Below are 26,557 nucleotides of genomic sequence, written 5' to 3' on the forward strand. Positions count from 1 at the left end.
CCTCTCCCATGACCGGCCGCCGGGTCCTGTGGCGCGCGGTGACCCGCAACCGGCGCAGGCTGAGCGCCGGCACCGGCCTGATCAGCCTCCACCAGGTCTGCGAGTCGCTGGTGCCGATCCTCATCGGAGTGATCGTCGACCAGGCGATCGGTCCCGGCGACGGCGGCGCCCTGCTGCTCTGGGTGGCGGCCCTGGCCGCGCTGTTCACGGCGCTGACCATGTGCTACCGGTTCGGCGCCCGCCAGCTGATGATCGGCATCGCGGACGAGGCGCACACCCTGCGCGTGGAGGTCGCCTCCAAGATCATGCATCCGCGCGGCATCAGGACCGACCGGCGGGCCGGCGACCTGCTCACCGTGACGATCAACGACACCGACAACACCTCCTACCTGCTGGACTACGTGCCGCGCGTCGCGGGCGCGCTCACCGCCACCGCGGTCAGCGCCGTCGCGCTGCTCGTCATCGACCTGCAGCTCGGGCTGGCCGTGCTGGTCGGGACGCCCTTGGTCCTCCTGGCGCTGCAGGCCGCCACCCCGCTGATCACCAAGCGGGTGGCCGAGCAGCAGGAGCTCGCCGGCGAGGCCACGTCCCTGGCGGCCAACGTGGTCAGCGGGGTGCGCCCGCTGCGCGGCATCGGCGCGGAGCGGGCCGCGGCCCGCCGCTACGACGAGGTCAGCAGGCGCTCGCTCGGGGCAGCCGTGCGCGCGGCCCGCACCCAGGGCTGGTACCTGTCCGCCTCCACGTCCGGCGGCGCGCTGCTGGCGTGCGGGGTCGCCATCCTGGCCGGGTGGTTCGCGCTCAACGGGCGGATCACGGTCGGCGAGCTCATCACCGTCATCGGGCTCGCGCAGTTCCTGATGGAGCCCATCGGGCTGCTCGCCGTCGTGCCCGGCTGGGTCGCCGAGGCCAGGGCGTCCGCCGACCGCGTCGCCGCGGTCCTGGACGCGCCGCCGCTGCTGCCCGAGGGCACGGAAGAGGTCGCCGGGCCGCCCGGCCTGGAGCTGCGCGGGCTCAGGTACGGCCCGCTCGACGGGGTCGACCTGCGCGTGCGCCCCGGCGAGTTCGTCGGCGTGGTGTCCCATCGCGCCGCCGACGCCGAGGCGCTGGTCAAGGTCCTGGCCGGGCGGGTGGCGCCGGACGAGTACGAGGGCGAGGTCCTCGTCGGCGGCAGCCGCCTGGCCCGGCTCGAACCCGGGCACGCCCGCCGGACGATGCTGGTGGAACCGCACCTCACGGACCTGTTCACCGGGACCATCGAGGACAATGTCACCGCCGGCGGGCCGCTGGACGAGGCGGCGCTGGCGGCGTCGGCGGCCGGTGAGGTGGTCTCGGCCCACCCCGACGGGCTCGCGCACCTGGTCGCCGAGCGCGGCGCCAGCCTTTCCGGCGGGCAGCGGCAGCGCCTGGCGCTGGCCCGCGCGCTCACGGCACGGCCGCCGATCCTCGTGATGCACGACCCGACCACCGCCGTCGACGCGGTGACCGAGCACGAGATCGCCCGGGGCCTGCGCGCCCTGCGAGGCACGGGGGAGCACACCACCGTGGTGGTGACGAGCAGCCCGGCGCTGCTCGCCATGACGGACCGGGTCGTGGTCCTCGACGGCGGCCGGGTCGCCGCCGAGGGAACCCACGCCGGCCTGGCCGTCGACGACGACTACAACCGGGCGGTGCTGCGATGACGACCTCAGACAAGACGACCGGCTCCAACAAGACAACCGGTCCCGACGAGGTGGCCGGTCCGGATGAGGCGGTCGGCTCCGACGGGGTGGCCGTTCCCGATGGGGTGGTCGGCTCCGACGGGGTGGCCGGTCCCGATGGGGTGGTCGGTCCCGATGGGGTGGCCGGCTCCGATGGGGTGGCCCGGTCCGACGGGGGTGAGCGGCTTCCCGTCGCGGATGCGCGGCGGACGTGGGCGTGGTTGCGGGGGGAGCTGCGTGAGCGGTGGCCGGCCGCCACGGTCGCCGTGCTCGTGGGGGCCGTCGGGGCCGGTGCGTCCGTGGTGCCCGTGTACGCGCTGGGCACGCTCGTCGATCTGGTCAGGGAGCAGGGGACCGGGTCGGCGTTCGCCGCGATCGCGGCGGTGATCGTGGCCGGGGCGCTCATCGGCGGTCTGGCCGCCGGTCCGGCCACGTACCTGATCAGCCGCGTGTGCGAGCAGATGCTCGCCGACCTGCGGGAGCGTACGGTGGCGCGGGCGCTCTCGCTGCCCGTCACCACGCTGGAACGGGTCGGCAAGGGAGACCTGCTGTCGCGGGTGAGCACCGACACCGCCGCGATCGGCAAGGCCGCCTCCAGCGTCGTGCCGACGATGATCTCCGCGTTCCTGCTGGGCGTGGTGAGCGTCGCCGCGATGGCCGGGCTCGACTGGCGGCTCGGGCTGGCCGGCGCGGTCGCGATCCCGCTCTACGTCGTGGGGCTGCGCTGGTACCTGCCGCGCGCCGCCCCGAAGTACGCCGCCGAGCGCCGGGCGGTCGCGGACAACTCGCAACTGCTGGTGGAGAGCATGCAGGGCGCCCGCACCGTGCAGGCGTACCGGCTGGAACAGCGGCGCCTGCGCCGCGTCGGGAACGCCTCGCGCGAGGTGCACGACATCACCGTGTCGGTCTTCACGCTGTTCACCCGGTTCGTCGGCCGGGTCAACCGCGCCGAGTTCTTCGGCCTGGCCGCGATCCTGGTGACCGGCTTCTTCCTTGTCCGCCAGGGGACCGTGACCGTCGGCGAGAGCGCGGCTGCGGCCGTCCTGTTCCACCGGCTGTTCAACCCCATCGGCATGCTCCTGTTCACCTTCGACGAGGTGCAGGCGGCGGGGGCCAGCCTGGCCAGGCTCGTCGGCGTCATCGACCTCATCCCCGACGGCGACCGGCCGGCGGACCAGGAGAGCTCGCCCGTACAGCCCGCTGACGCCTCGCTGGAGCTGCGGGACGTGCACTTCAGCTACGACGGCGCGCCCGAGGTGCTGCACGGCGTGTCCATCAGCCTGCCCGCCGGGTCGCGGGTGGCGCTGGTCGGGTCGACCGGCGCGGGCAAGTCCACCATCGCGGCGATCGCCGCGGGCATCCTCACACCCGGCAGCGGCGCCGTACGCGTCGGAGGGGTCGAGCTCGGTCCCGAGCGCCTGCGCGGGCACGTCGCGATCATCACGCAGGAGATCCACGTCTTCGCCGGGCCTCTCGTCGAGGACCTGCGCCTGGCGCGGCCGGACGCCTCGCCGGAGGAGGCCGCCGCCGCGCTGGCCGCCGTCGGCGCCCTGGACTGGGTGACGGCCCTGCCCGACGGCCTCGACACGGTGGTCGGCGAGGGCGGTCACGAGCTCACCACGGCCCAGGTCCAGCAGCTCGCCCTCGCCCGGCTGATCCTCGTGGACCCGCCGATCGCCATCCTCGACGAGGCCACCGCGGAGGCGGGCAGCCTGGGCGCCCGCACCCTGGAGGAGTCGGCGGCCGCGGCCACCCGGGGACGCACCACCCTGATCGTCGCCCACCGCCTCACCCAGGCCGCCTCCGCCGACCGGGTGGTCGTCCTGGAGCACGGCCGGATCGTGGAACAGGGCGGACACCGGGAGCTCGTCGCCGCGGGCGGCCGGTACGCGGAGCTCTGGCGTGCCTGGGAGGCGCGCACCCCCACCTCGTCCTCACGTTAGGCAGCCATGGACACGACCTCTCCCGCCCGGATCACCACGATCGCCGATCTGTTCATCGACCAGGTGCGCCGGACCCCGGAGGCGCCGGCCGTCGTCGCCTCCGGCGCCCGGCTGACCTACGCGGAGCTGGGCGCCCGGGTCTTCCAGCTGGCCTGGCACCTGCGCCGGAGAGGGTTACGGCCCGAGGAGGTCGTCGCCGTCGCCATGCCCCGGTCCGCCGAGATGGTCGTCTCGGTGCTGGCGATCATGGTGGCGGGAGGCGCGTTCGTGCCCGTCGACCCGGCCTGGCCGGCGGCGCGGCAACGGCAGGTGCGCGCCGAGGCGGGGGCCGTGCGCGTCCTGGACGCGCGGGAGGTGGATCTGCGCGCCTGGCGGTACGGGGACGAGCCCGCCGAGCCGCCGCCCGTGTCCATCGAGGGCGGACGGCTGGCCTACGTGATGTTCACCTCCGGCTCCACCGGCACGCCCAAGGGCGCCATGATCCGGCACGAGGCGATCAGCCACCGGCTGCTCTGGCAGGTCGAGGAGATCCTCGGGTTCGGGCCGGGCGACGCGTCGCTGTTCAAGGCGCCGCTGTCGTTCGACATCTCGGTCAACGAGATCCTGCTGCCGCTCGTCTCCGGCGGCTCCGTGGTGATCGCGGAACCCGGCGGCGAGCGCGACCCCCAGTACCTGCTCGACCTGATCGCCAGGGAGGGCGTGACCTTCGTCTACCTGGTGTCGTCGATGCTCGACGTGCTCCTGGAGATGGCCCGCGGCACCTCGCTGCTGTCGGGGCTGAAGCACGTCTGGTGCGGCGGCGAGGTGCTCACCCCCGAGCTGTTCGACCGCTTCCGAGGCCAGCTCTCCACGACGCTCTACCACGGGTACGGCCCGGCCGAGGCCACCATCGGCGTCTCGCACGTCATCTACCGCGACACCGCCGAACGCATCGCGACCTCGATCGGCCGCCCCAACCCGCACACCCGGCTGTACGTGCTCGACGAGCGGCTCCGGCCGGTGCCTGACGGCGCGGTGGGTGAGCTGTACGCCGCCGGGTTCCTGCTCGGCCGCGGCTACATCCACGCGCCGTCGCTCACCGGCTCCCGGTTCGTCGCCGATCCGTTCGTCGCCGACGGGTCCCGGATGTACCGGACCGGCGACCTGGCCAGGCGGGCTCCCGACGGGTCGCTGGAGTTCGTCGGCCGCGCCGACCACCAGGTGAAGATCCGGGGCATGCGGCTGGAGCTGGAGGAGGTCGAGGCCGCCCTGGCCGCCCACCCACGGGTGCGGCAGGCCGTCGTCGTCGTGGGCGCGAACGGCCGGCAGCTCGTGGGGTACGCGCGGTCGGGCGACCCCCTCACCGCCGCCGAGTTACGCGACTGGTGCGCGGACCGGCTGCCCGCGTACATGGTGCCGGAGTCGTACGTCGTCCTGGACCGCTTCCCCCTCACCGCCAACGGGAAGGTCGACCGGCAGGCGCTGCCCGAGCCGGCCGCCCGTGCCCGCACCCGGGAGCCGGGGACCGCCCGCGAACGCGTGCTCTGCGCGATCTTCGCCGAGGTGCTGGGCGTGGCCGAGGTGGGCGCCGAGGACGACTTCTTCGCGCTCGGCGGCGACAGCATCGTCGCGATCGGCGTGGTCAGGCAGGCCCGGCGCGCGGGCCTGACGGTCCGGGCGCGCGACCTCTTCGCGTGCCCCACCCCGGCCGGGCTCGCCGCCGTGGTCACCGGGACCGGCGCCGGCGCGACCGCGGGACTTGACGGTACGGGCGAGATCCCGGCCACCCCGATCACCGAGTGGCTCCAGGACGTGGGCCCGGCCATGGACGGCTTCGTCCAGTCGATGACCGTCCACACCCCGGCGGGGCTCACCGGCGACCGGCTGGAGAGCATGGTCGAGGCCGTGCTCCGCACCCACGACATGCTGCGGGCCCGCACGGACCACGGCGAGGCGGGACGGTGGACGCTGACGGTCCCGCCCGCCGGACAGCCCCGGGCCGCCGACGTGATCACCCGGGTCACCACGGAGGAGGAGCTGGACCGGCAGGTCGCGGCGGCCCCGCGACGGCTCGACCCGGCCCGCGGGCGGATGATCGACCTGGTCTGGCTGGACGCCGGGGCGCACGCGCGGGGGCGGCTCGCCCTCGTCATCCACCACGTGGTCGTGGACGGGGTGTCGCTCCGCGTCCTGCTGGAGGACCTGGCCCAGGCGTGGGAGGCGGCGCGGGCGGGCCGTCCCGTCGAGCTGCCCCCGGTGCCCACCTCGTTCCGGCAGTGGGCGACGCTGCTGCGGGCCCGTGACTTCGGCGCCGACGAGGCCCGCTGGCGGGAGGTCCGCTCCGCGCCCGACCCGATGATCGGCGACCGCCCTCTCGACCCGCGCCGCGACGTGGTCGCCACGGAGGAGTCGCTCACGGTCGAGATCCCGCCGGAGATCGCCGGCCGGCTGCTCGGCGCGGTCCCCGCCGCGGTGCACGGCGGCGTGAACGACGTGCTGGTCGCGGCGGCGGCGCTCGCGGTGGGCCGGTGGCGGGGCGCGGGCCCGGCCGTGCTGCTGGAGCTGGAGGGGCACGGCCGGGAGGAGGAGGCCGTCGGGGACGTGGACCTCTCCCGCACGTTCGGCTGGTTCACCACCCTGTTCCCCGCGCTGATCGACCCCGGCACGGGCAGCCCCGGCGAGGCGGTGAAGGCGGTCAAGGAGCAGCTCCGCCGGGTGCCTCGCCGGGGGCTTTCCTACGGTGCGCTGCGGTACCTGGGCGACCGGCCGCGCCCCGGCCTGGACGTCGCGCCGCAGGTGCTCGTCCACTACCTCGGCCGGTTCGAGGAGGCCGGGCGCGGCTCGGGGAGCGGTGACTGGGCGCCCGTGGGCGACGGCGAGATCGTGGACGAGCGGCGGGATCCCCGGATGCCGCTGCCCCGGGTCCTGGAGATCAACTCCGTGGCCGTGGACCGGGCCGGCGGGCCGGTGCTGCGGACCAGGTTCAGCTGGCCGGCCGGGGTGCTCGACGCGGGCCGGGTGCGCGGGCTGGCCGAGGCGTGGACGCGGGCCCTGACCGAGATCGCGACCAGCGACACGGTGACCGGGCACACCCCGTCCGACTTCCCGCTCGTACGGCTGGAGCAGGCGGACGTGGCGGCCGTCGAGGCGCGGTCGCCCGGCCTGGTGGACGTGCTGCCGCTGTCGCCGCTGCAGACCGGGCTCTACTTCCACGCCACCCTGGATCCGGGGCGCGACCCGTACGTCGTGCAGCAGATCATCGAGCTCGACGGCCCGCTCGACGGCGACCGGTTACGGCGGGCCGCGGAGCGACTGGTCGACCGGTACCCGAACCTGGGCGCGGCCTTCCGCACCACCGGCGACGGGCAGGTGGTCGCCGTGATCGCGGACCGCCCGGCGGTGCCGTGGCGCACGGAGGACCTGAGCCATCGGGAATCCGGCGTCCGCGAGGTGGCCGAGGCGGAGCGGTCGGCGCCGTTCGACCTGGCCAGGCCGCCGGCCATGCGCTTCGCGCTGCTGCGGCTCGGGCCGCGACGCCACGCGCTCGTGCACACCCTGCACCACATCCTGGCCGACGGCTGGTCGGTGCCCCTCCTGTTGCGCGACCTGCTGGCCCTGTACGAGGACCGGCCCCTGCCCGCGCCCCCGTCGTACCGCGACTTCCTGCGGGCCCTCGCCCAGCGGGACCCCGAGCCGGCGGTCGAGGCGTGGGCCGCCGCCCTGGCCGGGGTGCACGAGCCGACCAAGCTCGCCGAGACGCTAGGCGGCGAGAGCGGGTCCGGCGGCGAGAGCGGGCCCGGCGGCGAGAGCGGGTTCGGGCGCGTGGTCCGGGAACTGCCCGCGGAGCTGGGCGAACGGCTGGGGAGCTGGGCGCGGGAGAACGGCCTCACGGTCGGGTCGGTGCTGGCCGGCGCGTGGGGGATCCTGCTCGGCCGCCTGACCGGCCGGGACGACGTGACGTTCGGCTCGACCGTCTCCGGGCGCGCGTCCGGCGATCTGCCCGGCGTCGAGGAGATGGCCGGGCTGCTGATCAACACGGTGCCGGCGAGGACGCGCTGGCACCCGTCCGACACGCTGGCCGGTGCGCTGCGCCGCTTCGCGTGGGCCCAGCGCGAGGTGATGGAGCACGAGCACGTTCCGCTGGCCGCGCTGCACCGCAGGCTGGGCGTGCCCGACCTGTTCGACACGCTGGTGGTCGTCGAGAACTACCCGGAGCCGGCCGCGCAGGAGGGCGAGCTCCGGATCGCCGGGATCGAGACCGTCGAGGCGCCCCACTATCCGGTGACGCTGCTGGCCAAGCCGGGTGCGCGGCTCGCGCTCACCCTGACCCACGACCGCCGGCTGGTTCCCGGGGACGCGGCTGTCCTGCTCGTCGACCGGTACGAGCGGCTGCTCGCCGCCGTCACCGCCGACGCCGACCGGCCGTGCGGCCAGGTGGACCTGATCTCCGGCGAGCAGCACGCGCGCCTGATGTCCCTCGGCACCGGGGCTCCGGCGGACGGCGACGCCACCGTGACCGGGCTGTTCGACCGCCAGGTCGCCCGCCACCCGGCCCGGCCCGCCGTCACCGGCGCCGACGGGACGCTCACCTACGCCGAGCTGCGCGACCGGGCCGAGCGGGTCCGCGCCACGCTGGCCGCGGCCGGGGTGCGGCGCGGCGACGTCGTCGCGGTGGCCACCGGACGTTCCACGGACCTGGTCGTCGCGCTGCTCGCCGTCATGCGGGCCGGCGCCGCGTACCTGCCCGTCGACCCGGGCTACCCGGCCGCCCGGATCGAGTTCATGCTCGCCGACGCCCGGCCGGTCTGCGTCCTCACCGACGAGGCGAGCGCCAGGACGCTGCCGCCCACCGACCTGCTCTCCTTCACCGTCAGGGCCGCCGCCGCCACGGGGGCGACCGCCGAGAGCGCCCCGATCGGCCCGATGGACGCGGTCTCCGTCATCTACACCTCCGGTTCGACCGGGCGGCCCAAGGCGGTCGTAGGGACCCACGCCGCGCTCGCCAACCGGCTCCGCTGGGCGGCCGAGGCGTGGGACGCGCGGGTGCGGCTGGCCAAGAGCTCGACGAGTTTCATCGACGGGACGACCGAGCTGCTCGGCGGTCTGGTGGCCGGGGCCACCACCGTCATCGCCGGGGACGCCGAGGCGGCCGACGGCGCGGCGCTGGCCGGGCTGGTCGAACGGTCGGGCGCGACCCAGCTGCTGGCGGTGCCCAGCTTGGCCGCCGCGCTCGCCGACACGGCGCCCGCGCGGATGGCCGCGCTGACCCGCTGGATCTGCAGCGGCGAGCCGCTCGGCCAGGAGTGCGTGCGCGCGCTCAGGAACGCCTCGCCGCGCGCCAGGATCGTCAACTCCTACGGCTCCTCCGAGGTGGCGGGGGACGTGCTCCAGGGCGAGGTGGAGCCCGGCGCGCCGGTGACGCTGGGCCGGCCGGTGCCGGGCACCAGGCTCTACCTGCTCGACCCCGCGCTCCGCCCGGTGCCGCCCGGCGCGTCCGGCGAGATCTACGTCGGCGGCGTCCAGCTCGCCCTCGGCTACCTGAACCGGGCCGGGGTGACGGCGGCCAGGTTCGTCGCCGACCCGTTCGGCGGCGGCGCCCGCCTCTACCGCACCGGCGACCTCGGCCGCTGGACGCCCGAGGGGCAGGTCGAGTTCCTCGGCAGGGCCGACGACCAGGTGAAGATCAACGGCTACCGGGTCGAGCCGGGCGAGCTGGAGGCCACGCTGACCCGCCGCGCGGGCGTGGCCGACGCCGCGGTGGCCGTGCGCGGACGGGCCCTGCATGCCTACGTGGTGCCCGCGGCGGGGGAGACGCTCGACCCCCAGGCGCTGCGCTCGCTGCTCCGCGCCGAGCTGCCCGCCTACCTGCTGCCCGCCACGGTGACGGTGCTGGACCGGCTGCCCACGCTGCCCAACGGCAAGCGGGACCGCCGCGCGCTGCCCGACCCGGACACCACGACCGGGAGCGGCCGGCCGCGCACCGCCAGGGAGGCGGCGATCTGTGCCCGCGCCGCTGCCCTGCTCGGCCTCGACGCCTTCGGAATCCACGACGACTTCTTCACCGCCGGCGGCGACAGCATCCTGGCCATCCGCCTGGTCAGCCTGCTCGCCAAGGACGGCGTCGGGCTGACCACCGGCGACGTGTTCCGCCTGCGCACCCCCGCGGCCCTCGCCGGGTCCGCGCCCTCCGCCGGGCCGGAGACGGCCGCGCCGCCGGAGGACGAGGCGGCCGAGGTGTGGCCGCTGTCCCCGCTCCAGCAGGGCGTCTACTACCAGGCGACGTTCGCCGACAGCAGCGCCACCTACATCGCGCAGAACGTCTTCGACCTCGACCGCCGCGTCGACGTCCCGGCCATGACGGCGGCCTTCGCGGCCCTGCTGCGCCGCCACCCCACCCTGCGCGCCGGCTTCGCCCCCGACGGCGCCACCCAGCGCGTCGCCGCCACGGCCCCGGCCGAGGTGAAGGTGATCGACCTGACCGGCCCCACTGCCCCGGCCACCGCCCCGGAGGAGGTCGATCTGGATGCCGCGCTCGACGAGGTGACGCGTGCCGACCGGGAGGAGCCGTTCGATCTCGGGCGGCCGCCGCTCGTCAGGATCACTGTCGTACGCCTGCCGGGCGGGCGCGACCGGCTCCTGCTCACCTCGCACTTCCTGCTGTGGGACGGCTGGTCGCGCGAGCTGGTGCTGCGCGAGCTGTTCACGCTGTACGGGTCGCGCGGCGCGCGCGGCGCCCTGCCGCCGGCCGAGAGCACCTTCGCCGACTACCTCGCCTGGATCGGCGGCCGCGACCGCGACGCCTCCGCCGCCGCCTGGCGCGCGGCGCTCGCGGGCGTCCGGGAGCCGACCATCCTCGCGCCCGAGGCCATCGGCCGCGAGCCGATGGTGTCGGAGCGGATCGTCGCCGCGCTCCCCGCCGAGCTCACCACCCGCCTCACCGAGCAGGCCGGTCGCGGCGGCGTCACGCTCAACGCGCTGCTGACCGTCGCACTCGGCATCGTGCTCGGCTACGAGTCCGGCCGCCAGGACGTGGTGTTCGGCACCACCGTCGCCGGCCGCCCGGCCGGGCTGCCCGGCATCGAGAACGTGATCGGCCTCTTCCTCAACACCGTCCCGGCCCGGGTGGCGGCCACGCCCCGCGCCACCGTGATCGAGCTGGCTCGCCACGCCCAGGACGACCGCCTCCGGCTGGCGCCGCACGAGCATCTCGGACTCGGCGACATCCATCGCGCCTGCGGCCAGGAGCAGCTGTTCGACACCCTGTACGTGCTGCAGAACTTCCTCTCCGACAGCACGTTCACCGACCTGGAGCGCGAGCACGGCATCGTCGGCGTGGACTACACCGACACCACCCACTATCCGTACACCTGGGTCCTCACCCCCGGCGCCAACCTGCGGGTCAAGCTGGAGTACCGGCCCGACGTGGTGCGCGCCGAGGACGCCGGACGGCTGGTGCGCCGCTTCACCCGGCTGCTGGAGAGGCTGGCGGGCGGCCTGTCGGTCCCGGTCGGCGCGCTCGACCTGATGCTGGACGAGGAGCGCGCCGACCTGGCCGGGCAGTGGGCGGCGGCCGAGCACCCGATCACCCCGGCCACGGTCGCCGGCCTGCTGGCCGAACGGGCCCGCGCCTGCCCGGACCAGGTCGCGCTGGTCTTCGGCCCGCGCTCGCTGACGTACGCGGAGCTGGACGGCCGGATCGACCGGTGCGCCAGGATGCTGCGGGCGCACGGCGCGGCCCCCGGCGAGATCGTCGCGCTCGGCCTGCCCCGCGGCGTCGAGATGGTCGTCTCGCTCTTCGCCGTGCTCCGCACCGGCGCCGCCTACCTGCCGCTGGAGCTGGACCATCCCGTCGAACGGCTGGCCGTCATGCTCGACGACGCGCGGCCCGCGCTGCTGGTCTGCGCCGACCCCGGCGGCGACCTGGCCGGGCACCAGCGGCGGCTGGGCGGGCGGTGCGTGCTCCCGGAGTACGACGACTTCCCGGCGGAGCCGCTCGCCGTGGACGTGCCGGGCGACCTGCCCGCCTACGTCATCTACACCTCCGGATCCACCGGCCGGCCCAAGGGCGTCGTCACCCCGTACCGTGGTCTGACCAACATGCAGCTCAACCACCGGGCCGAGATCTTCGGCCCGGCCACCCGCCGCGCCGGGCGGGACCGGCTGCGCGTCGCGCACACCGTGTCGTTCTCGTTCGACATGTCGTGGGAGGAACTGCTCTGGCTGGTCGAGGGCCACGAGGTGCACATCTGCGACGAGGAGCTGCGCCGGGACGCCACCGCCCTCGTCGCCTACTGCCGCGACAACCGGATCGACGTGGTCAACGTCACCCCGACCTACGCCCACCTGCTGTTCGAGGAGGGCCTGCTGGACGGCGGGCATGCGCCGTGCCTGGTGCTGCTGGGCGGCGAGGCCGTCGGCGACGCCGTCTGGGAGCGGCTGAGCCGGCCGGACGGGCCCGAGGGCTACAACCTGTACGGGCCCACCGAGTACACGATCAACACGCTCGGCGCGGGCACCCGTGACAGCGCCACCCCCACGGTGGGCCGGCCCATCTGGAACACGCGCGCGTACGTGCTGGACGGTTGGCTCCGGCCGGTGCCCGCGGGCGTGGCCGGCGAGCTGTACGTCACGGGCGCCGGGCTCGCCCACGGCTACCTGCACGCGCCCGGTCTGACCGCCGGGCGCTTCGTGGCCGACCCCTTCCTGCCCGGCGGGCGCATGTACCGCACCGGCGACCTCGTCCGGCGGCGCGAGGACGGCAACCTCGACTTCCTCGGCCGGGTCGACGATCAGGTGAAGATCCGCGGCTACCGGGTCGAGCTCGGCGAGGTCGAGTCGGCGCTCACCGCCCTCCCGCAGGTGCGCAGGGCCGCCGTGGTCGCCCGGCCCGACCCGCGCGCGCCCGGCCTGAAGAAGCTGGTCGCCTACGTCGTGCCGGCCACCCCGGACGCCGACGCCGCCGGGCTGCGGGCGGCGCTGGCCGAACGGCTGCCCGACTACATGGTGCCCGCCCTGTACGGCATCACCGGCGAGCTGCCGCTCACCGTCAACGGCAAGCTCGACGTCGCCGCGCTCCCCGAGCCGGTCGCGCCGGGCGGCGGCGCGGGGCGGCGGCCGGGCGGCGCCGCGGAGCGGACCCTGTGCGCGATCTACGCCGAGGTGCTCGGCCTGCCCGAGGTCGGCGTCGACGACGACTTCTTCGCCATCGGCGGCGACAGCATCTCCTCGATCGCCGTGGCCGGCCGGGCCCGCGCGGCCGGGCTGAGCCTCACCCCGCGCGACGTCTTCCGCCGCCGCACCGTGCGCGCGCTCGCCGCCGCCGTGCCGCAGGCGGCGCCCGAGGTGACGCACGACTCCGGCGTGGGGCCGATCCCGCTCACGCCGATGCTCGCCGAGACGATGCTGGCCCGCACGCCGCTGGAGCGCTTCTACCAGTCCATGGTCCTGCCCGCCCCGGCCGGGCTCGACCTGCGGCAGGCCGAACGGGCGGTGCGCGCCCTCCGCCGCCACCACGACCTGCTGCGGGCCCGGCTCGACCGGCACGGCGACCAGTGGACGCTCACGGTGCCCCCGCCCGACGAGCCCGTCCCCGCCCCGCTCTGCACGCGAGAGGACGCCGACCGGCTGACCGCCGAGCCCGGGATCGTCCAGGAGACGGCCGGGCGGCTCGACCCGGAGCGCGGGATCATGGTGCGGGCGGTCTGGTTCGACGGCGGCCCGCGCCCCGGCCACCTGCTGCTGGTCATCCACCACCTGGTCGTCGACGGCGTCTCCTGGCGGGTCGTCGCCGACGACCTCGCCCGCGCCTGGACGGACCTCCTGGCGGGCCGCGAGCCCGCGCTGGACCCGGTCCCGACCTCCTTCCGCGCCTGGGCGTCGAGGATCCAGGAGGCGCGGGAGAGCTTCCGCGGCGAGGCCGGGCACTGGCGCGACGTGCTCGCCACCGACGACCCGCCGCTGGGCGGCCGCCCGCTGGACCCGGCCGTCGACACGGCCGCCACCGTCCGGTCGCTGACGGTCACGCTGCCGCCGGACCCGAGCGCGGGGCTGCTGTCCGCCGTTCCCGCCGCGATGCACGGCGGCGTCGACGACGTGCTGCTGACGGGCTTCGCCGTCGCACTCGCCCGGTGGCGGAGCGAGCGCGGGCGCGGGAGCGGCTCCGCCGTCCTCCTCAGCCTGGAGGGCCACGGCCGCGCCGGGGAGCTCGCCGGCGGCGCCGACCTGTCACGCACCGTGGGCTGGTTCACCGCCATCCATCCCGTACGGCTGGACCCCGGGCCGCTGAGCTGGGCCGAGGTGATGGCGGCCGGGCCCGCCCTGGCCGCGGCCGCCCGAGCGGTCAAGGAGCAGCTGCGCGCGGTGCCGCGTGACGGGCTCGGGCACGGGATCCTGCGCCACCTCGACGGCCTCCGACTGCCCGAACCGCCCCAGATCCTCTTCAACTACCTGGGCCGGTTCGCCGCGGGCGGGAGCACCCTGCGTGAGGGCGTGCACCCGGACAACCCCGCGATGGGCCTGGAGATCAACGCCCTGGCGGAGGACGGGCCGGACGGGACCGTGTTCTCCGCCACGCTCTCCTGGCCGTCGGGCGTCCTGCGCGCCGAGGAGGTCGCCGAGCTGGCCGAGCTGTGGACCGACGCGCTGACGGCGCTGACCCGCTGCGCCGACCTGGCCGGCCACACCCCGTCCGACTTCCCGCTGGTCACGCTGACCCAGCGGGACGTGGACCGGTTCGCCGGCGCGCGCGACGTGCTGCCGCTGCTGCCGCTCCAGCAGGGCATGTACTTCCACGCGTCCTTCGGCGCGGGCCACGCCGACACCTACGTGGTGCAGCAGGTGGCCGAGCTGTCCGGCCCGGTCGACCGGGCCGCGCTGCGCCGCGCGGTGACCGCGGCCGTGCACCGCCACGACGCCCTGCGCGCGAGCTTCCGCGAGCTGACCGACGGCCGGGTCGTGCAGGTGATCGCCGAGACCGTCGAGGTGCCCTGGCGCGAGGCCGACCTGACCGGCCTGGCCCCCGGCGAGGCCCGCGCCCGGCTGGCCGAGCTGACCGCCGCCGAGCTGGCAGAACCGTTCGACCTGGCCGTCGCGCCGCTGGTGCGCTACGCGCTCGTCTCGCTCGGCGACACCGATCACCGGCTGGTGGAGACCATGCACCACATCGTGGCCGACGGCTGGTCCTACCCGCTGGTCTTCGCCGACGTCATCACGGCGTACGAGCTGGGGAGTGCCCTCCCGGCCCCGGCGGTGACGTTCCGCGACCACGTCGAGGCGGTGGCCGGGCTCGACCGGGCGGCGGCACTCGACGTGTGGGCCGAGGCGCTGGCCGGAGTCTCCGCGACCCGCCTGTACGGGGCCGGGCACGTGGTGTCGGAGCACGCGGGCGTCCACCGGACGCTGCCCATCGACGCGATCACGGCGGCGGCCCGGGAGCGCGGCGTGACGCTGAGCACGTTCGTGCACGCCGCGTGGGGCCTGACCCTGGGCAGGCTGCTCGGGAGGGAGGACGTGGTCTTCGGCTCCACGGTCTCCGGGCGCGGCGGCACCCTGCCCGGCGTCGAGACGATCGTCGGCCTGCTGATCAACACCATCCCGGTGCCGATGTCCTGGCGAGCCGGCGACACGCTGGGCGACGTCCTCGACCGGCTGCACGCGCGGCAGGGCGACCTGCTCGACGTCCAGCACGTCGGCCTCGCCGAGCTGGCCCGCCGCACCGGGGCCCGCGAGCTGTTCGACACCATGGTCGTGGTCGAGAACTTCCCCGCCGTGCCCGCCGGCGAGCGCTCCGGGCTCACCTTCCGCGGCTTCACCGGCACCGACGCGCCGCACTACCCGGTCTCGCTGGTGGCCTTCCCCGGTGAGCGGCTCACCTTGGAGATCAAGTACGACGTCGCGCTGGTCGGCGCGGAGCGGGCCGGACGGCTCCTCGACCAGGTCGTCGAGATCCTCGGCCGGCTGGTCGACGAGCCGGGCGCGCTCGTCTCCCCGCCCACCGCTGCCCCTGGCCCGGCCGAGGTGACGACGCTGGCCGACGCCTACGCCGCCGCCGGGCCCGACCCCGGCGCCATCGCCGTGACCTGGGGCGCCGCCTCGCTCACCCACGCCGAGCTGGACGCCGCCGCCACCCGGCTGGCCAGGACGCTGGCGGCCAGGGGGGTGGGGCCGGAGTCGAAGGTGGCCGTGGCGCTGCCGCGCTCCGCCGACCTCGTCGTCGCGCTGCTCGCGGTCGTCAAGGCGCGAGGCTGTTACGTGCCGCTCGACATCGACGCGCCCGCCGCCCGGCTGCGGTACATCCTCGACGACGCCGCCCCGGTCTGCCTGCTGACCGAGCCCGCGACCCTGGCCCGGCTGCCCGAGCCCGCCGTGCCGGTCGTGCTGGTGGACGACCCGGCCCCGGACGGCACCGAGGTGGACGCGCCGCCGCCCGTGACGGCGGACAGCGCCGCGTACGTCATCTACACCTCGGGCTCGACCGGGCGGCCCAAGGGCGTCACCGTGACGCACCGCAACGTGCTGGCGCTGTTCGCCGCGGCCGATGAGGTCTTCGACGTCGACGCCTCGGACGTGTGGACGATGTTCCACTCGGTCGCGTTCGACTTCTCGGTCTGGGAGCTGTGGGGCGCGCTGCTGCACGGCGGACGGCTGGTGATCGTCGACCAGGAGGTGGCCCGCGATCCGCGGCGCTTCCTCGACCTGCTGGAACGCGAGCGGGTGACCGTGCTCAACCAGACGCCGTCGGCGTTCTACCCGCTGGTGGAGGGGGCCGGGGGCGGGCTCGCGCTGCGGTACGTCGTCTTCGGCGGCGAGGCGCTCGACCCCGCCCGGCTGGCCCCCTGGCGGCGCCGCCACCCGGCCGTCCGCCTGGTCAACATGTACGGGATTACTGAGACCTGCGTGCACGTCACCTTCCGCGCCCTGACGCCGGACGACCTCGCCGGGGACTCCGTGATCGGCGGGCCGCTGCCCGGGCTCGGCGTGCACCTGCTCGACGGTTCCCTGCGGCCGGTCCCGCCGGGGGTCGCGGGCGAGGTGTACGTCTCGGGTGACCAGCTCGCCCGCGGGTACCTGGGCCGTCCGGCGCTGACGGCGGCCCGGTTCGTGGCCGACCCGTTCACGCCGGGCGGGCGGCTGTACCGCAGCGGCGACCTCGCCCGCCGTACCTTCGGCGGCGACCTGGTCTACCTGGGCCGGGCCGACCGGCAGGTCAAGGTGCGCGGCCACCGGATCGAACCGGGCGAGATCGAGTCCGCCCTGCTGACGCTCGCCGGGGTCGCCGACGCCGCCGCCGGCGTGCGCCTGGACGACCGGGGCCGGAGCCGCCTGGTCGCGTACGTGGCCGTCCGGCCGGGCGCCCGGGTGGACGCGGACGCCGCCAGGGAACACCTGGACCGCCTGCTGCCCTCGTACGCCGTGCCCGCGTTCTTCGTCTTCCTCGACGCGCTGCCCCTCACGATCAACGGCAAGCTCGACCGCGACGCCCTGGCGGCCGTCCCGCTGCCCGCCGGTCCGGTCGAGCCGGTCGCGGCGGAGGGTCCGGTGGACGTGCTGCGCGCGCTCTTCGCCGAGGTGCTCCGGCTCGGCTCCGTCGGGCCGGACGACGACTTCTTCCGGCTCGGCGGCGACAGCATCATCGCCATCCAGCTCGTGAACCTCGCCCGGCGCCGCGCGCTGCCGCTGTCGCCGCAGGACGTGTTCGTGCACCGGACCCCGGCCGCGCTGGCTTCCGCGCACCGGCCCGATCACGGTGACGAGCAGGCCGAACCCGGGGACGGCGTCGGCGAGGTGATGCTGACGCCCATCGTGCACCGGCTGGCCGAGCTGGGCGGCGGGATCTCACGGCTGAACCAGGCCGAACTGCTCCGCACCCCGCCGGGGATGACGCGCGACCAGGCCGCCGGGCTCGTCCGGGCGCTGGCCGACCGGCACGACGCGCTCCGGCTGCGGCTGAGCAGGCCCGCGCCGCTGCTGTGGTCGCTGGAGGCGCGGGCGGCCGCCGACACGCCGGATCCCGAGGTCCGCGCCGTCGACGCCACGGGCCTCGAAGAGGACGGGCTCGACGCCCTGATTGCGGCCGAGTCCGACGCCGCCGCCGACCGGCTGGACCCCGACGCCGGACGGATGCTCCAGACCGTGTGGTTCGACCGCGGGCCGCACCGGCAGGGCAGGCTGCTGATCGTCGCCCATCACCTGGCGGTCGACGGCGTGTCCTGGCGGATCCTGGTCGAGGACCTGCGGAGGGCGTGGGACGCCGTCGCGGCGGGGGAGCGGCCCGTGCTCGACCCCGTCGGCACCTCCCTGCGCGCCCACGCGCGGTCGCTGGCCGAGAACGCCGCCCAGGCGGCCAGGCTGGCCGAGTTCGAGCACTGGGCGGCCACCCTGCGACCGGGCGGCGAGCTCGACCCGTCCGCCCCGGCGGTCGGGCTCACCGTGGGCGCGACCAGGGACCACGTGCTCCGCCTGCCGGTCGAGGTGACCTCGGCGCTGCTCACCACCGTCCCGGGCAGGCTGGACGGCGACGTCACCGAGGTGCTCGTCGCCGCGCTGCGCGACGGGGTCACCCGCTGGCGGGCCGCGAGCGGCGGGGACGCCGGGGCGCCGCTGGTGATCGACCTGGAACGGCACGGCCGTCCGGACGACGCCGGCCTCTCCCGTACGGTCGGCTGGTTCACCGCCATCGCGCCCGTACGGCTCCCGGGCGGTCCGGCGGCCTTCGACGAGGTACGGCGGGCGATGCGGGCGGCGCCCGACGGCGGGATCGGGTTCGGGCTGCTGCGGTACTGCAACCCCAGGACCGCCGCCCCGCTCGCCCGGCTCGGCACGCCCCAGCTGCTCTTCAACTACCTCGGCAGGTTCCCGGTCGGCGGGACCGGTGACTGGGACACCGCGCCGGAGACCGCGGCGCTGCGCGTGGCCCCCGATCCCGACCTGGGCACCCCGTACCTGCTGGAGATCAACGCCGCCTGCCACGACACGCCGGACGGGCCGGAGCTGCACGCCGTGCTCACGTACGCGGACGGCGGGCTGGGCGCGGACGACGTGCGCGCGCTCGCCGACGCCTGGGCCGCCGCGCTCCACGACCTGGCCAGGGAGCCGGCGGAGGGGGCGTGGGCGTTGTCGCCGCTGCAGGAAGGGCTGTTCTTCCAGGCGCGGCTGGCGGGCGACGCCGACGTGTACGTCGCGCAGAACGCCTTCGACTTCGCCGGGCGGCTCGACCTGCCGCGCCTGCGCCGGGCCTACGCGGCGCTCCTGGACCGGCAACCGGCCCTGCGCCTCGGCTTCGTCGCCGAAGGCGGGCACCGGCCGGTCGCCGTGGTCGGCAGCGGCCTGGACGCCGCCGTCGAGGTGATCGACCTCACGGCGGACGACGGCCGGCTGCCGGAGGTGATGGCGGAGGACCGGCGGCGGCCCTTCGACCTCGCCGCGCCGCCGCTCTGCCGGTTGACCGTGGTCCGCCTGCCCGGCGCGGACCGCTTGCTGCTCACGTACCACCTGATCCTGTTCGACGGGTGGTCGCGCGAGCTGGTGCTGCGCGAGCTGTTCGCGCTGTACGAGTCCGGCGGCGAGCGGGGCGTGCTGCCGGAAGGCGGCACGGCGTTCACCGGCCATCTCGCCTGGCTGGCCCGGCAGGACACGGCCGCGTCGGCGCGGGCCTGGGCGGCGGCGCTCTCCGGCGTGGAGCCCACCGTCCTGTTCCCCGCCGCGGCGGGGACCGCGCCGGTGGCCGCGACCAGCCTGTCGTTCCGGCTCTCCGAGGAGGAGACCCGGCGCGTCACCGGCCGGGCCCGCCGGTCAGGGGTGACGCTGAACGCGCTGCTCACCACCGCGCTCGGCCTGGTGCTGGCGCACGCCTCCGGCCGCCGCGACACCGTCTTCGGCACGACCGTCGCGGGGCGGCCGGCCGGGCTGGAAGGCGTGGAGTCGGCGATCGGCGTGTTCCTCAACACCGTGCCGGCCGCCGTCCGGCTCGCCCCGGACGAGAGCGTGCTGGACGTCATGCGGCGGGTCCAGGCCGAGCGCGTCGCGCTGATGCCGCACGAGTATCTGGGGCTCGGCGACATCCAGCGCGCGGCCGGCCGCGACCCGCTGTTCGACAGCCTGTACGTGCTGCAGAACTTCCTCGGCGACGACACCTTCACCGACCTGGAGGAGGCGCACGGCATCGTCGGCGTGTCCAGCGTGGACGCCACCCACTACCCGCTGACCTGGGTGGCCACGCCGGGCGCCCGGCTCACCGTACGGCTGGAGTACCGGGCCGACGTGGTCGCGCGGGAGCAGGCGGAGGCGCTGCTGGCCCGGCTGGGACGCGTCCTCCTGCACCTCGCGGACCACCCCGGCGCGGCCGTGGCCGGTGTGCCGCTGCTGCTCCCGGGGGAGAGCGGCGCGATGTCCGGGCCCGCGCGCCCCATCGGCGACGACACGATCGCCGACCTCCTGGCCGAGCAGACCAGGCGCACCCCGGACCGCACCGCGCTCACCTGCGGCCCGGTCACGCTGACCTACGCCGGGCTCGACGCCCGGGTGAACCAGATCGCCCGCGCGCTGCTGGCCGGGGGAGCGGGGCCGGAGAGGATCGTCGCGCTCGCCGTGCCGCGCACCGCCGACATGGTCGCCGCCCTGTTCGCCGTGCTCCGCACCGGGGCCGCCTACCTCCCGCTGGAACTCGACCACCCCGACGACCGGCTGCTGGCCACGCTGGCCGACGCGGACCCCGTGCTGCTGGTGACCACCCGGGAGGTGGAGCCCAGGCTCGCCGCCCATCCGGTGCCCCGGCTCCGCCTGGAGGACGTGTCGGGGCCCGGCGGGCCGATCGCCGTCACCCGCGGGCCGAACCATCTCGACCATCCCGCGTACGTCATCTACACCTCCGGCTCCACCGGCCGGCCCAAGGGCGTCGTCACCCCGTACCGGGGGCTGACCAACATGCTGCTCAACCACCGCGAGGCGATCTTCACGCCGGTCGCCGGCGGCCGGGTGCTCACCATCGCGCACACCGTCTCGTTCTCCTTCGACATGTCGTGGGAAGAGCTGCTCTGGCTGGTCGAGGGCCACCACGTGCACATCTGCGACGAGGAGCTGCGCCGGGACGCCACCGCGCTCGTCGCCTACTGCCACCGGCACCGCGTGGACGTGGTGAACGTGACCCCCACCTACGCCAGGCACCTGCTCGACCAGGGACTACTCGACGGCCCGCACCGGCCGCCGCTGGTGCTGCTCGGCGGCGAGGCCGTGCCGCAGTCGCTCTGGTCGGAGCTGCGCGAGGCCGAGGGCGTGCTGGGCTACAACCTGTACGGGCCGACCGAGTACACGATCAACACCCTCGGCGCGGGCACCGGCGAGAGCGCCACCACCACGGTGGGACGGCCGATCCTGAACACCGCCTGTTACGTCCTGGACGCCTTCCTGCGCCCGGCCCCGATGGGCGAGCTGTATGTCGCCGGGGCGGGCCTGGCCCGGGGCTACCTCGGCCGGGCCGCGCTCACCGCCGGACGGTTCGTCGCCGACCCGTTCGTCCCCGGCGGGCGCATGTACCGCACCGGCGACCTCGTCCGCGTCCGCGGCGACGGCCACCTCGACTTCCTCGGCCGCACCGACGACCAGGTCAAGATCCGCGGGTATCGCGTGGAGCTGGGCGAGGTCGAAGCCGCCGTCACCGCCCGGCCCGGCGTCCGCCAGAGCGCGATCCTCGCCCTCCCTGACCCCGCCGGAACCAAACGCCTGGTCGCCTACCTCGTCCCCGGCACCTCGGCGCACGCCGACGCCCTGGTCGCGCAGGTCCACCAGGGACTCAAGCAGGTGTTGCCCGCGTACATGGTGCCGTCGGCGTACGCGGTCGTGGACGCGCTGCCGCTGACCGTCAACGGCAAGCTGGACGCCGCCGCGCTGCCCCCGCCCAGCGCCCCGGCGTCGAGCTCCAGGCCGCCCGCGGACGAGCGGGAACGGCTGCTGTGCGCGCTGTTCGCCCAGGCGCTCGACGACGACGGCGTCGGCCCCGACGACGACTTCTTCGACCGGGGCGGCCACTCGCTGCTCGCGATCCGGCTGCTCGGCCTCGTGCGCGCCGCCACGGACGCCGACCTGTCGCTGCGCGACCTGTTCGACGCGCGCACGCCTGCCCGGCTGGCCGCCCGCCTCGCGGGGACGAGCACGGGCGGTCGGCCGCCGCTCACCCGGCTGCCCCGTCCGGACCGGGTGCCGCTCTCACCCGCGCAGGAACGGCTCTGGCTGCTCCAGCGGCTCGACCCCGGCTCGACCGCCTACACCTACCCGCTCGTGGTCCGCCTGCGCGGCGCCGTGCACGCCGGCGCCCTGCGCGCGGCGCTCGCCGACGTGGCGTCCCGGCACGAGGTGCTGCGCACGGTGATCGACGACGGCCCCGCGCAGCGGGTGCTCGACGACCCCCGGATCGACCTGGCCGTCGTACGGTGCCCGGACGCGGACCCGGTGCTGGCCGAGGCGCTCGCCCGGCCCTTCGACCTGGCCGGCGGTCCCCCGCTGCGGGCCGTCCTCGTCGAGGAGCAGGACACCGGGGACACCGTGCTGGCCCTGGTGCTGCACCACATCGCGATGGACGAGTGGTCCGACGGCCCGCTGCTGCGCGACCTCGGCACCGCCTACGCCGCCCGGCTGGCCGGACGGCGGCCCGCGTGGGAGCCGCTGCCGGTGCAGTACGCCGACTACGCGCTCTGGCTGTCGCGCGACGACCGGCACGACGACGACCGCGCCTACTGGCGGGAGCAGCTGCGCGACCTGCCCGCCGAGATCGACCTCCCCGCCGACGGGGCGCGGGGGCAGCGGACGGGACGCCCGGCCGGCCAGGTCACCGCCACGCTCCCGGCGGAGCTGGCCGGTGCGCTGCGGGAGCTGGGCCGGGCCGAGTCGGCGAGCATGTTCATGGTGCTGCACGCGGCGCTCGCCGCCCTGCTGTCCCGGCTCGGGGCCGGCGCCGACCTGCCGATCGGCACCCCCGCCTCCGGCCGGGGCGACCCCGCCCTGCACGACCTCGTCGGGTTCTTCGTCAACACCGTGGTGCTGCGTACCGACCTGTCCGGCTCGCCCACCTTCGCCGAGTTGCTGCGCCGGGTGCGTGAGACGGACCTGGCCGCGTTCGAGCACGCGGGCCTGCCCTTCCAGCAGGTGGTCGAGGCGGTCAACCCGGCGCGTGCGCACGGTCGCAACCCGCTGTTCCAGGTGATGCTCGGCTATCTGCACCGGCCCGGAGGCCGCGGCACCGTGCTCGGCCTGCCGGTGGGGGAGGCGCCCGCGGTCGCCGCCGATCCGAAGGTGGACCTGAACGTCACCTTCGTGGACGGTGACCCGTTCGAGGTGATCCTGGAGTACGACGCGGACCGGTTCGGCGCCGAGACGGCGCGGCGGCTGGTGGACCGCCTGCTGGTGCTGCTCGGCGAGGTCGCGGCCCGTCCGGACCAGCCGGTCGAGGCGGTGGACGTGCTCTCGGAGCGTGACCGGGCCGACCTGGCGTCCTGGCAGGACGGCGGGCCCGCGCCGGGCGGTGAGACGTCGTGGCACGCCCGCTTCTCGGCGCACGCCCGGCGGACGCCGGACGCGGACGCCTGTGTGTCCGACGGCCGGACGATGAGCTACGCCGAGCTCGACGCCGCCTCCGACGCCTTCGCCGCCCGGCTCGCCGGGCTCGGGCCCGAGGACCTGGTCGGGATCGCCCTGCCGCGCTCGGCCGAGCTGCTGGTCGCGGTGCTCGCCGTGGCCAAGGCGGGCGCCGCCTACCTGCCCCTGGACCCCGCGTTCCCGGCCGACCGGCTGCGGTTCATGGTGGCGGACGCCCGCCCGGCCGCGATCGTCGTGGACGACCGCACCCGCGACCTCTTCCCCGCCACCCTCACCATCGACGGCCCCGCCACGACTCCCGCCTCCGCCCCGCTCGACGTGGAGGCGTGGGATCCGCGCACGGTCGCGTACGTGATCTACACCTCCGGCTCCACCGGGAGGCCGAAGGGCGTGGTGGTGACGCGGGGCGACCTGGAGTGCTTCCTCGGCGCGCTGCCCGTGACCGGGCCGGGGGACCGGCTGCTGGCGGTGACCACGCTGTCGTTCGACATCTCGGTCCTCGAACTGATGGGCCCGTTGCGTACCGGAGGATGCGTCGTCATCGCCTCCGACGAGCAGGTCCGCGACCCGGGCCTGCTCGCCGCGCTGATGCGGGAGCAGCGGATCACGGTCATGCAGGCCACCCCGTCGCTCTGGTCGGCGCTGCCCCGGGACGCCGGCCTCGGCGGGGTGCGCGTGCTGGCGGGCGGCGAGGCGCTCCCCGCCGAGCTGGCCGGGAGCCTGAGCGGGCGGGCCGCGAGCGTGACCAACCTGTACGGCCCCACCGAGGTCACCGTGTGGGCCACCGCCGCGACGGTGCGCGGCGGCGCCCGCCCGGCCATCGGCAGGCCGTTGCCCGGGACGACCGCGTACGTGCTCGACCGGGCGCTGCGGCCCGTGCCGCCCGGCGTCGCCGGTGAGCTGTATCTCGGCGGCGCCCAGGTCGCCCGCGGCTATCTGCGCCGCCCCGGACTCACCGCGGCGAGGTTCGTCGCCGACCCGTTCACCGGCGGGCGCATGTACCGCACCGGCGACCGCGCCCGCTGGGGCGACGGCGGCGAGCTGGAGTTCCTGGGCCGCGCCGACCACCAGGTCAAGGTGCGCGGCTTCCGGGTGGAGCCGGGCGAGATCGAGGCGGTCGCGGCAACCTGTCCCGGGGTGTCCCAGGTGGTGGTGGCCGCCCGCGGGGAACGGCTGGTCGCCTACGTCACCGCCCCCGCGCCGGGGCTGCGCGACCATCTCGCCGAGCGGCTGCCGTCGTGGATGGTGCCCGCCTCCGTGGTCGTCCTCGACGAGCTGCCGCTCACCCCCAACGGCAAGGTGGACCGGGCCGCCCTGCCCGGCGTGGACTTCGGCCGGATGGCCGGCGCCGCCGCGCCGCGCACCCGCGCCGAGGCGGCCGTCTGCGCGGTCATGGCCGGGGTGCTGGGCGTCGAGCGGGTCGGCGTGAACGACGACTTCTTCGCCCTCGGCGGCCACTCGCTCCTGCTCGTCCGGCTGGCCGCGGCGCTCCGTGCCGAGCTGGGCGTCGAGCTCCCGGTCGCGGACCTGTTCGCCGCGCCCACCGCCGCCGCCCTGGCCGGACGGATCACGGGCGGCTCCACCGGGGGCGCCGCGATGGCCGAGCTGCTGGTGCTGCGGCGGGGCGGTGCACGGCCGCCGCTGTTCTGCTTCCCGCCCGCCGGCGGGCTGAGCTGGCAGTTCGCCGCGCTCAAGCGCCACCTGCCGGAGGACGTGCCGCTGTACGGGCTGCAGGCGCCCCGGCTGAGCCGCGGCACCGGGCTGCCGGAAACCATGGACGAGCTGGCCGAGGAGTACGCGCGCCTGATCGCCCGTACCGCCCCGGAGGGTCCGGTCGCCCTGCTCGGCTGGTCGTTCGGCGGCGCGGTGGCCCACAAGACGGCGGTGCTGCTGGCGGCCGAGGGCCGCGAGATCGGCCTGCTGGGCATGCTCGACACGCCGCTGGAGGCGCCCGCCGGCACGGGCGACGTGGCCGGGCTGCTGGCCGAGATGGGCTACCGGGTGCCGGACGGCCACCTGTCCGTCGCGGACGCCGTCGCGTTCCTGCGCGGGCTCGACGACGCCGTCGCGGTCCTGGAGGACGCCCAGATCGAGCGCGTCGTCCAGAACTACCTGGACAGCGACCGCATGATGGCGGAGGCGGCGTACGCGGTGTTCCCGGGCGACGTGCTGTTCGTGGACGCCACCGTGCCGGAGCCGGGGTTCACCGGCGTGGCCTCGGACCGGTGGCGTCCGCACGTCGCGGGCGAGCTGCGCGCGGTCGCCGTGGAGTGCCGGCACTCCGAGCTGCTGGACGCCCGCGCGCTGGAGATCGTCGGCCCGCTGCTGGCCCGGCTCATGTGATGGCGGACAGATCCTTGACCGGGGTGGCCGGGTCCAGGTCGGCCGCGTTCGCCAGCTCGGGCACGAGCACGTCGAGCGCGTACAGCAGCGCCTGCGGCCCGCTGTAGGAGAGCGCGCCGCCGAGCGGGGTGGAGAAGTCGGTGTAGATCGTCCGGTCGTCCTCGACGACCTTCAGCCGGGAGAAGACCGGCGAGGCCAGCATCTTCTCCTTGGTCGAGCCGTTGACGAACAGCACGTCGCGGTCGATCAGGTCGAGCCGCTCCTCGCTGATCTCGTTGGCCTCCTTCTGGGCGGCGAAGCCGAGCGCGTCGAAGAGGGCGCGGCGCGGATCGCGGGCCGGGATCAGCCAGTGCTGCCCGTTCTCCGGCCCGAAGTCGACCACGAGGACCTTGCCGGCGAACTCCGGGTGCGCCTGCTTCGCCTCGGCGATCTTCGCGTTGACCTGGTCCACCAGCGCCTGCGCCGCCGCGGCCTTGCCCAGCGCCTTGCCGGTGGTGATCGTCTGGACGTCCCACGGGGTCTGCTCGTCGGCGTAGGCGCCCGACTGGATCACGGTCGGGGCGATCTGCGAGAGCTTCTCGTACGTCTCCTTGTTGATCGTCTCGTAGATGGCGAGGATCACGTCGGGGCGCTGCTTGATGATGGCCTCGAAGTTGAGCTCCGCCGAGAACGTGGGCAGCTCCTTGCCGCCGAGCGCCGACTTGACCCACGGGAAGGTCGCGTACGCGTCGAACCAGGCGCGCGTGCTGACCGGCACCACGCCCAGGGCGAGCGCGAAGTCCTGGTCGTTCCAGCCGACGGTGACCACCCTGGTCGGCCGGGACTCGATGGTGGTGCTGCCGAACTTGTGCTCGACGGTGACCGGGAACGCGGCGTCGGCGGACGCGGGGGCTTGCGGAGCTTTCTCCGCCGGCGACGAGCACGCGACCACCGAGGCCGCCAAGAGGATGGTCAAGCCGGCTCGCAGAGCCGCACGGGAACTGATCATCGGAGTTCCTTCTGGCCAGGGGG

At 75.6% G+C, this 26,557-nt stretch carries 4 protein-coding genes; 3 read left to right on the forward strand and 1 reads right to left on the reverse strand.

Annotated elements, in window-relative coordinates:
- Positions 1 to 8: 8 nt before the first annotated feature.
- The 3 genes from ACGFI7_RS13805 to ACGFI7_RS13815 are packed head-to-tail and all read left to right on the forward strand — an operon-like array spanning position 9 to position 25,546.
- Complete coding sequence (locus ACGFI7_RS13805) at positions 9 to 1,679, forward strand: ABC transporter ATP-binding protein (RefSeq protein ID WP_393403526.1); 1,671 nt, start codon at positions 9 to 11, stop codon at positions 1,677 to 1,679.
- Complete coding sequence (locus tag ACGFI7_RS13810) at positions 1,676 to 3,640, forward strand: ABC transporter transmembrane domain-containing protein (RefSeq protein WP_393403529.1); 1,965 nt, start codon at positions 1,676 to 1,678, stop codon at positions 3,638 to 3,640. Before ACGFI7_RS13805 ends, ACGFI7_RS13810 begins: the two co-directional genes overlap by 4 nt.
- Before the next feature lie 6 nt (positions 3,641 to 3,646).
- Positions 3,647 to 25,546, forward strand: coding sequence for a non-ribosomal peptide synthase/polyketide synthase (locus tag ACGFI7_RS13815; RefSeq protein ID WP_393403532.1), 21,900 nt, complete (start codon positions 3,647 to 3,649; stop codon positions 25,544 to 25,546).
- Here ACGFI7_RS13815 and ACGFI7_RS13820 read toward each other — a convergent pair.
- The gene (locus tag ACGFI7_RS13820; protein ID WP_393403535.1) at positions 25,539 to 26,501 is read right to left on the reverse strand and encodes an ABC transporter substrate-binding protein; all 963 of its coding nucleotides are present in this window, start codon (positions 26,499 to 26,501) and stop codon (positions 25,539 to 25,541) included. The genes ACGFI7_RS13815 and ACGFI7_RS13820 overlap by 8 nt on opposite strands.
- Between the last annotated feature and the right edge of the window lie 56 nt (positions 26,502 to 26,557).

The sequence above is a fragment of the Nonomuraea sp. NPDC048826 genome (assembly GCF_043198225.1).
Classification (GTDB): domain Bacteria; phylum Actinomycetota; class Actinomycetes; order Streptosporangiales; family Streptosporangiaceae; genus Nonomuraea.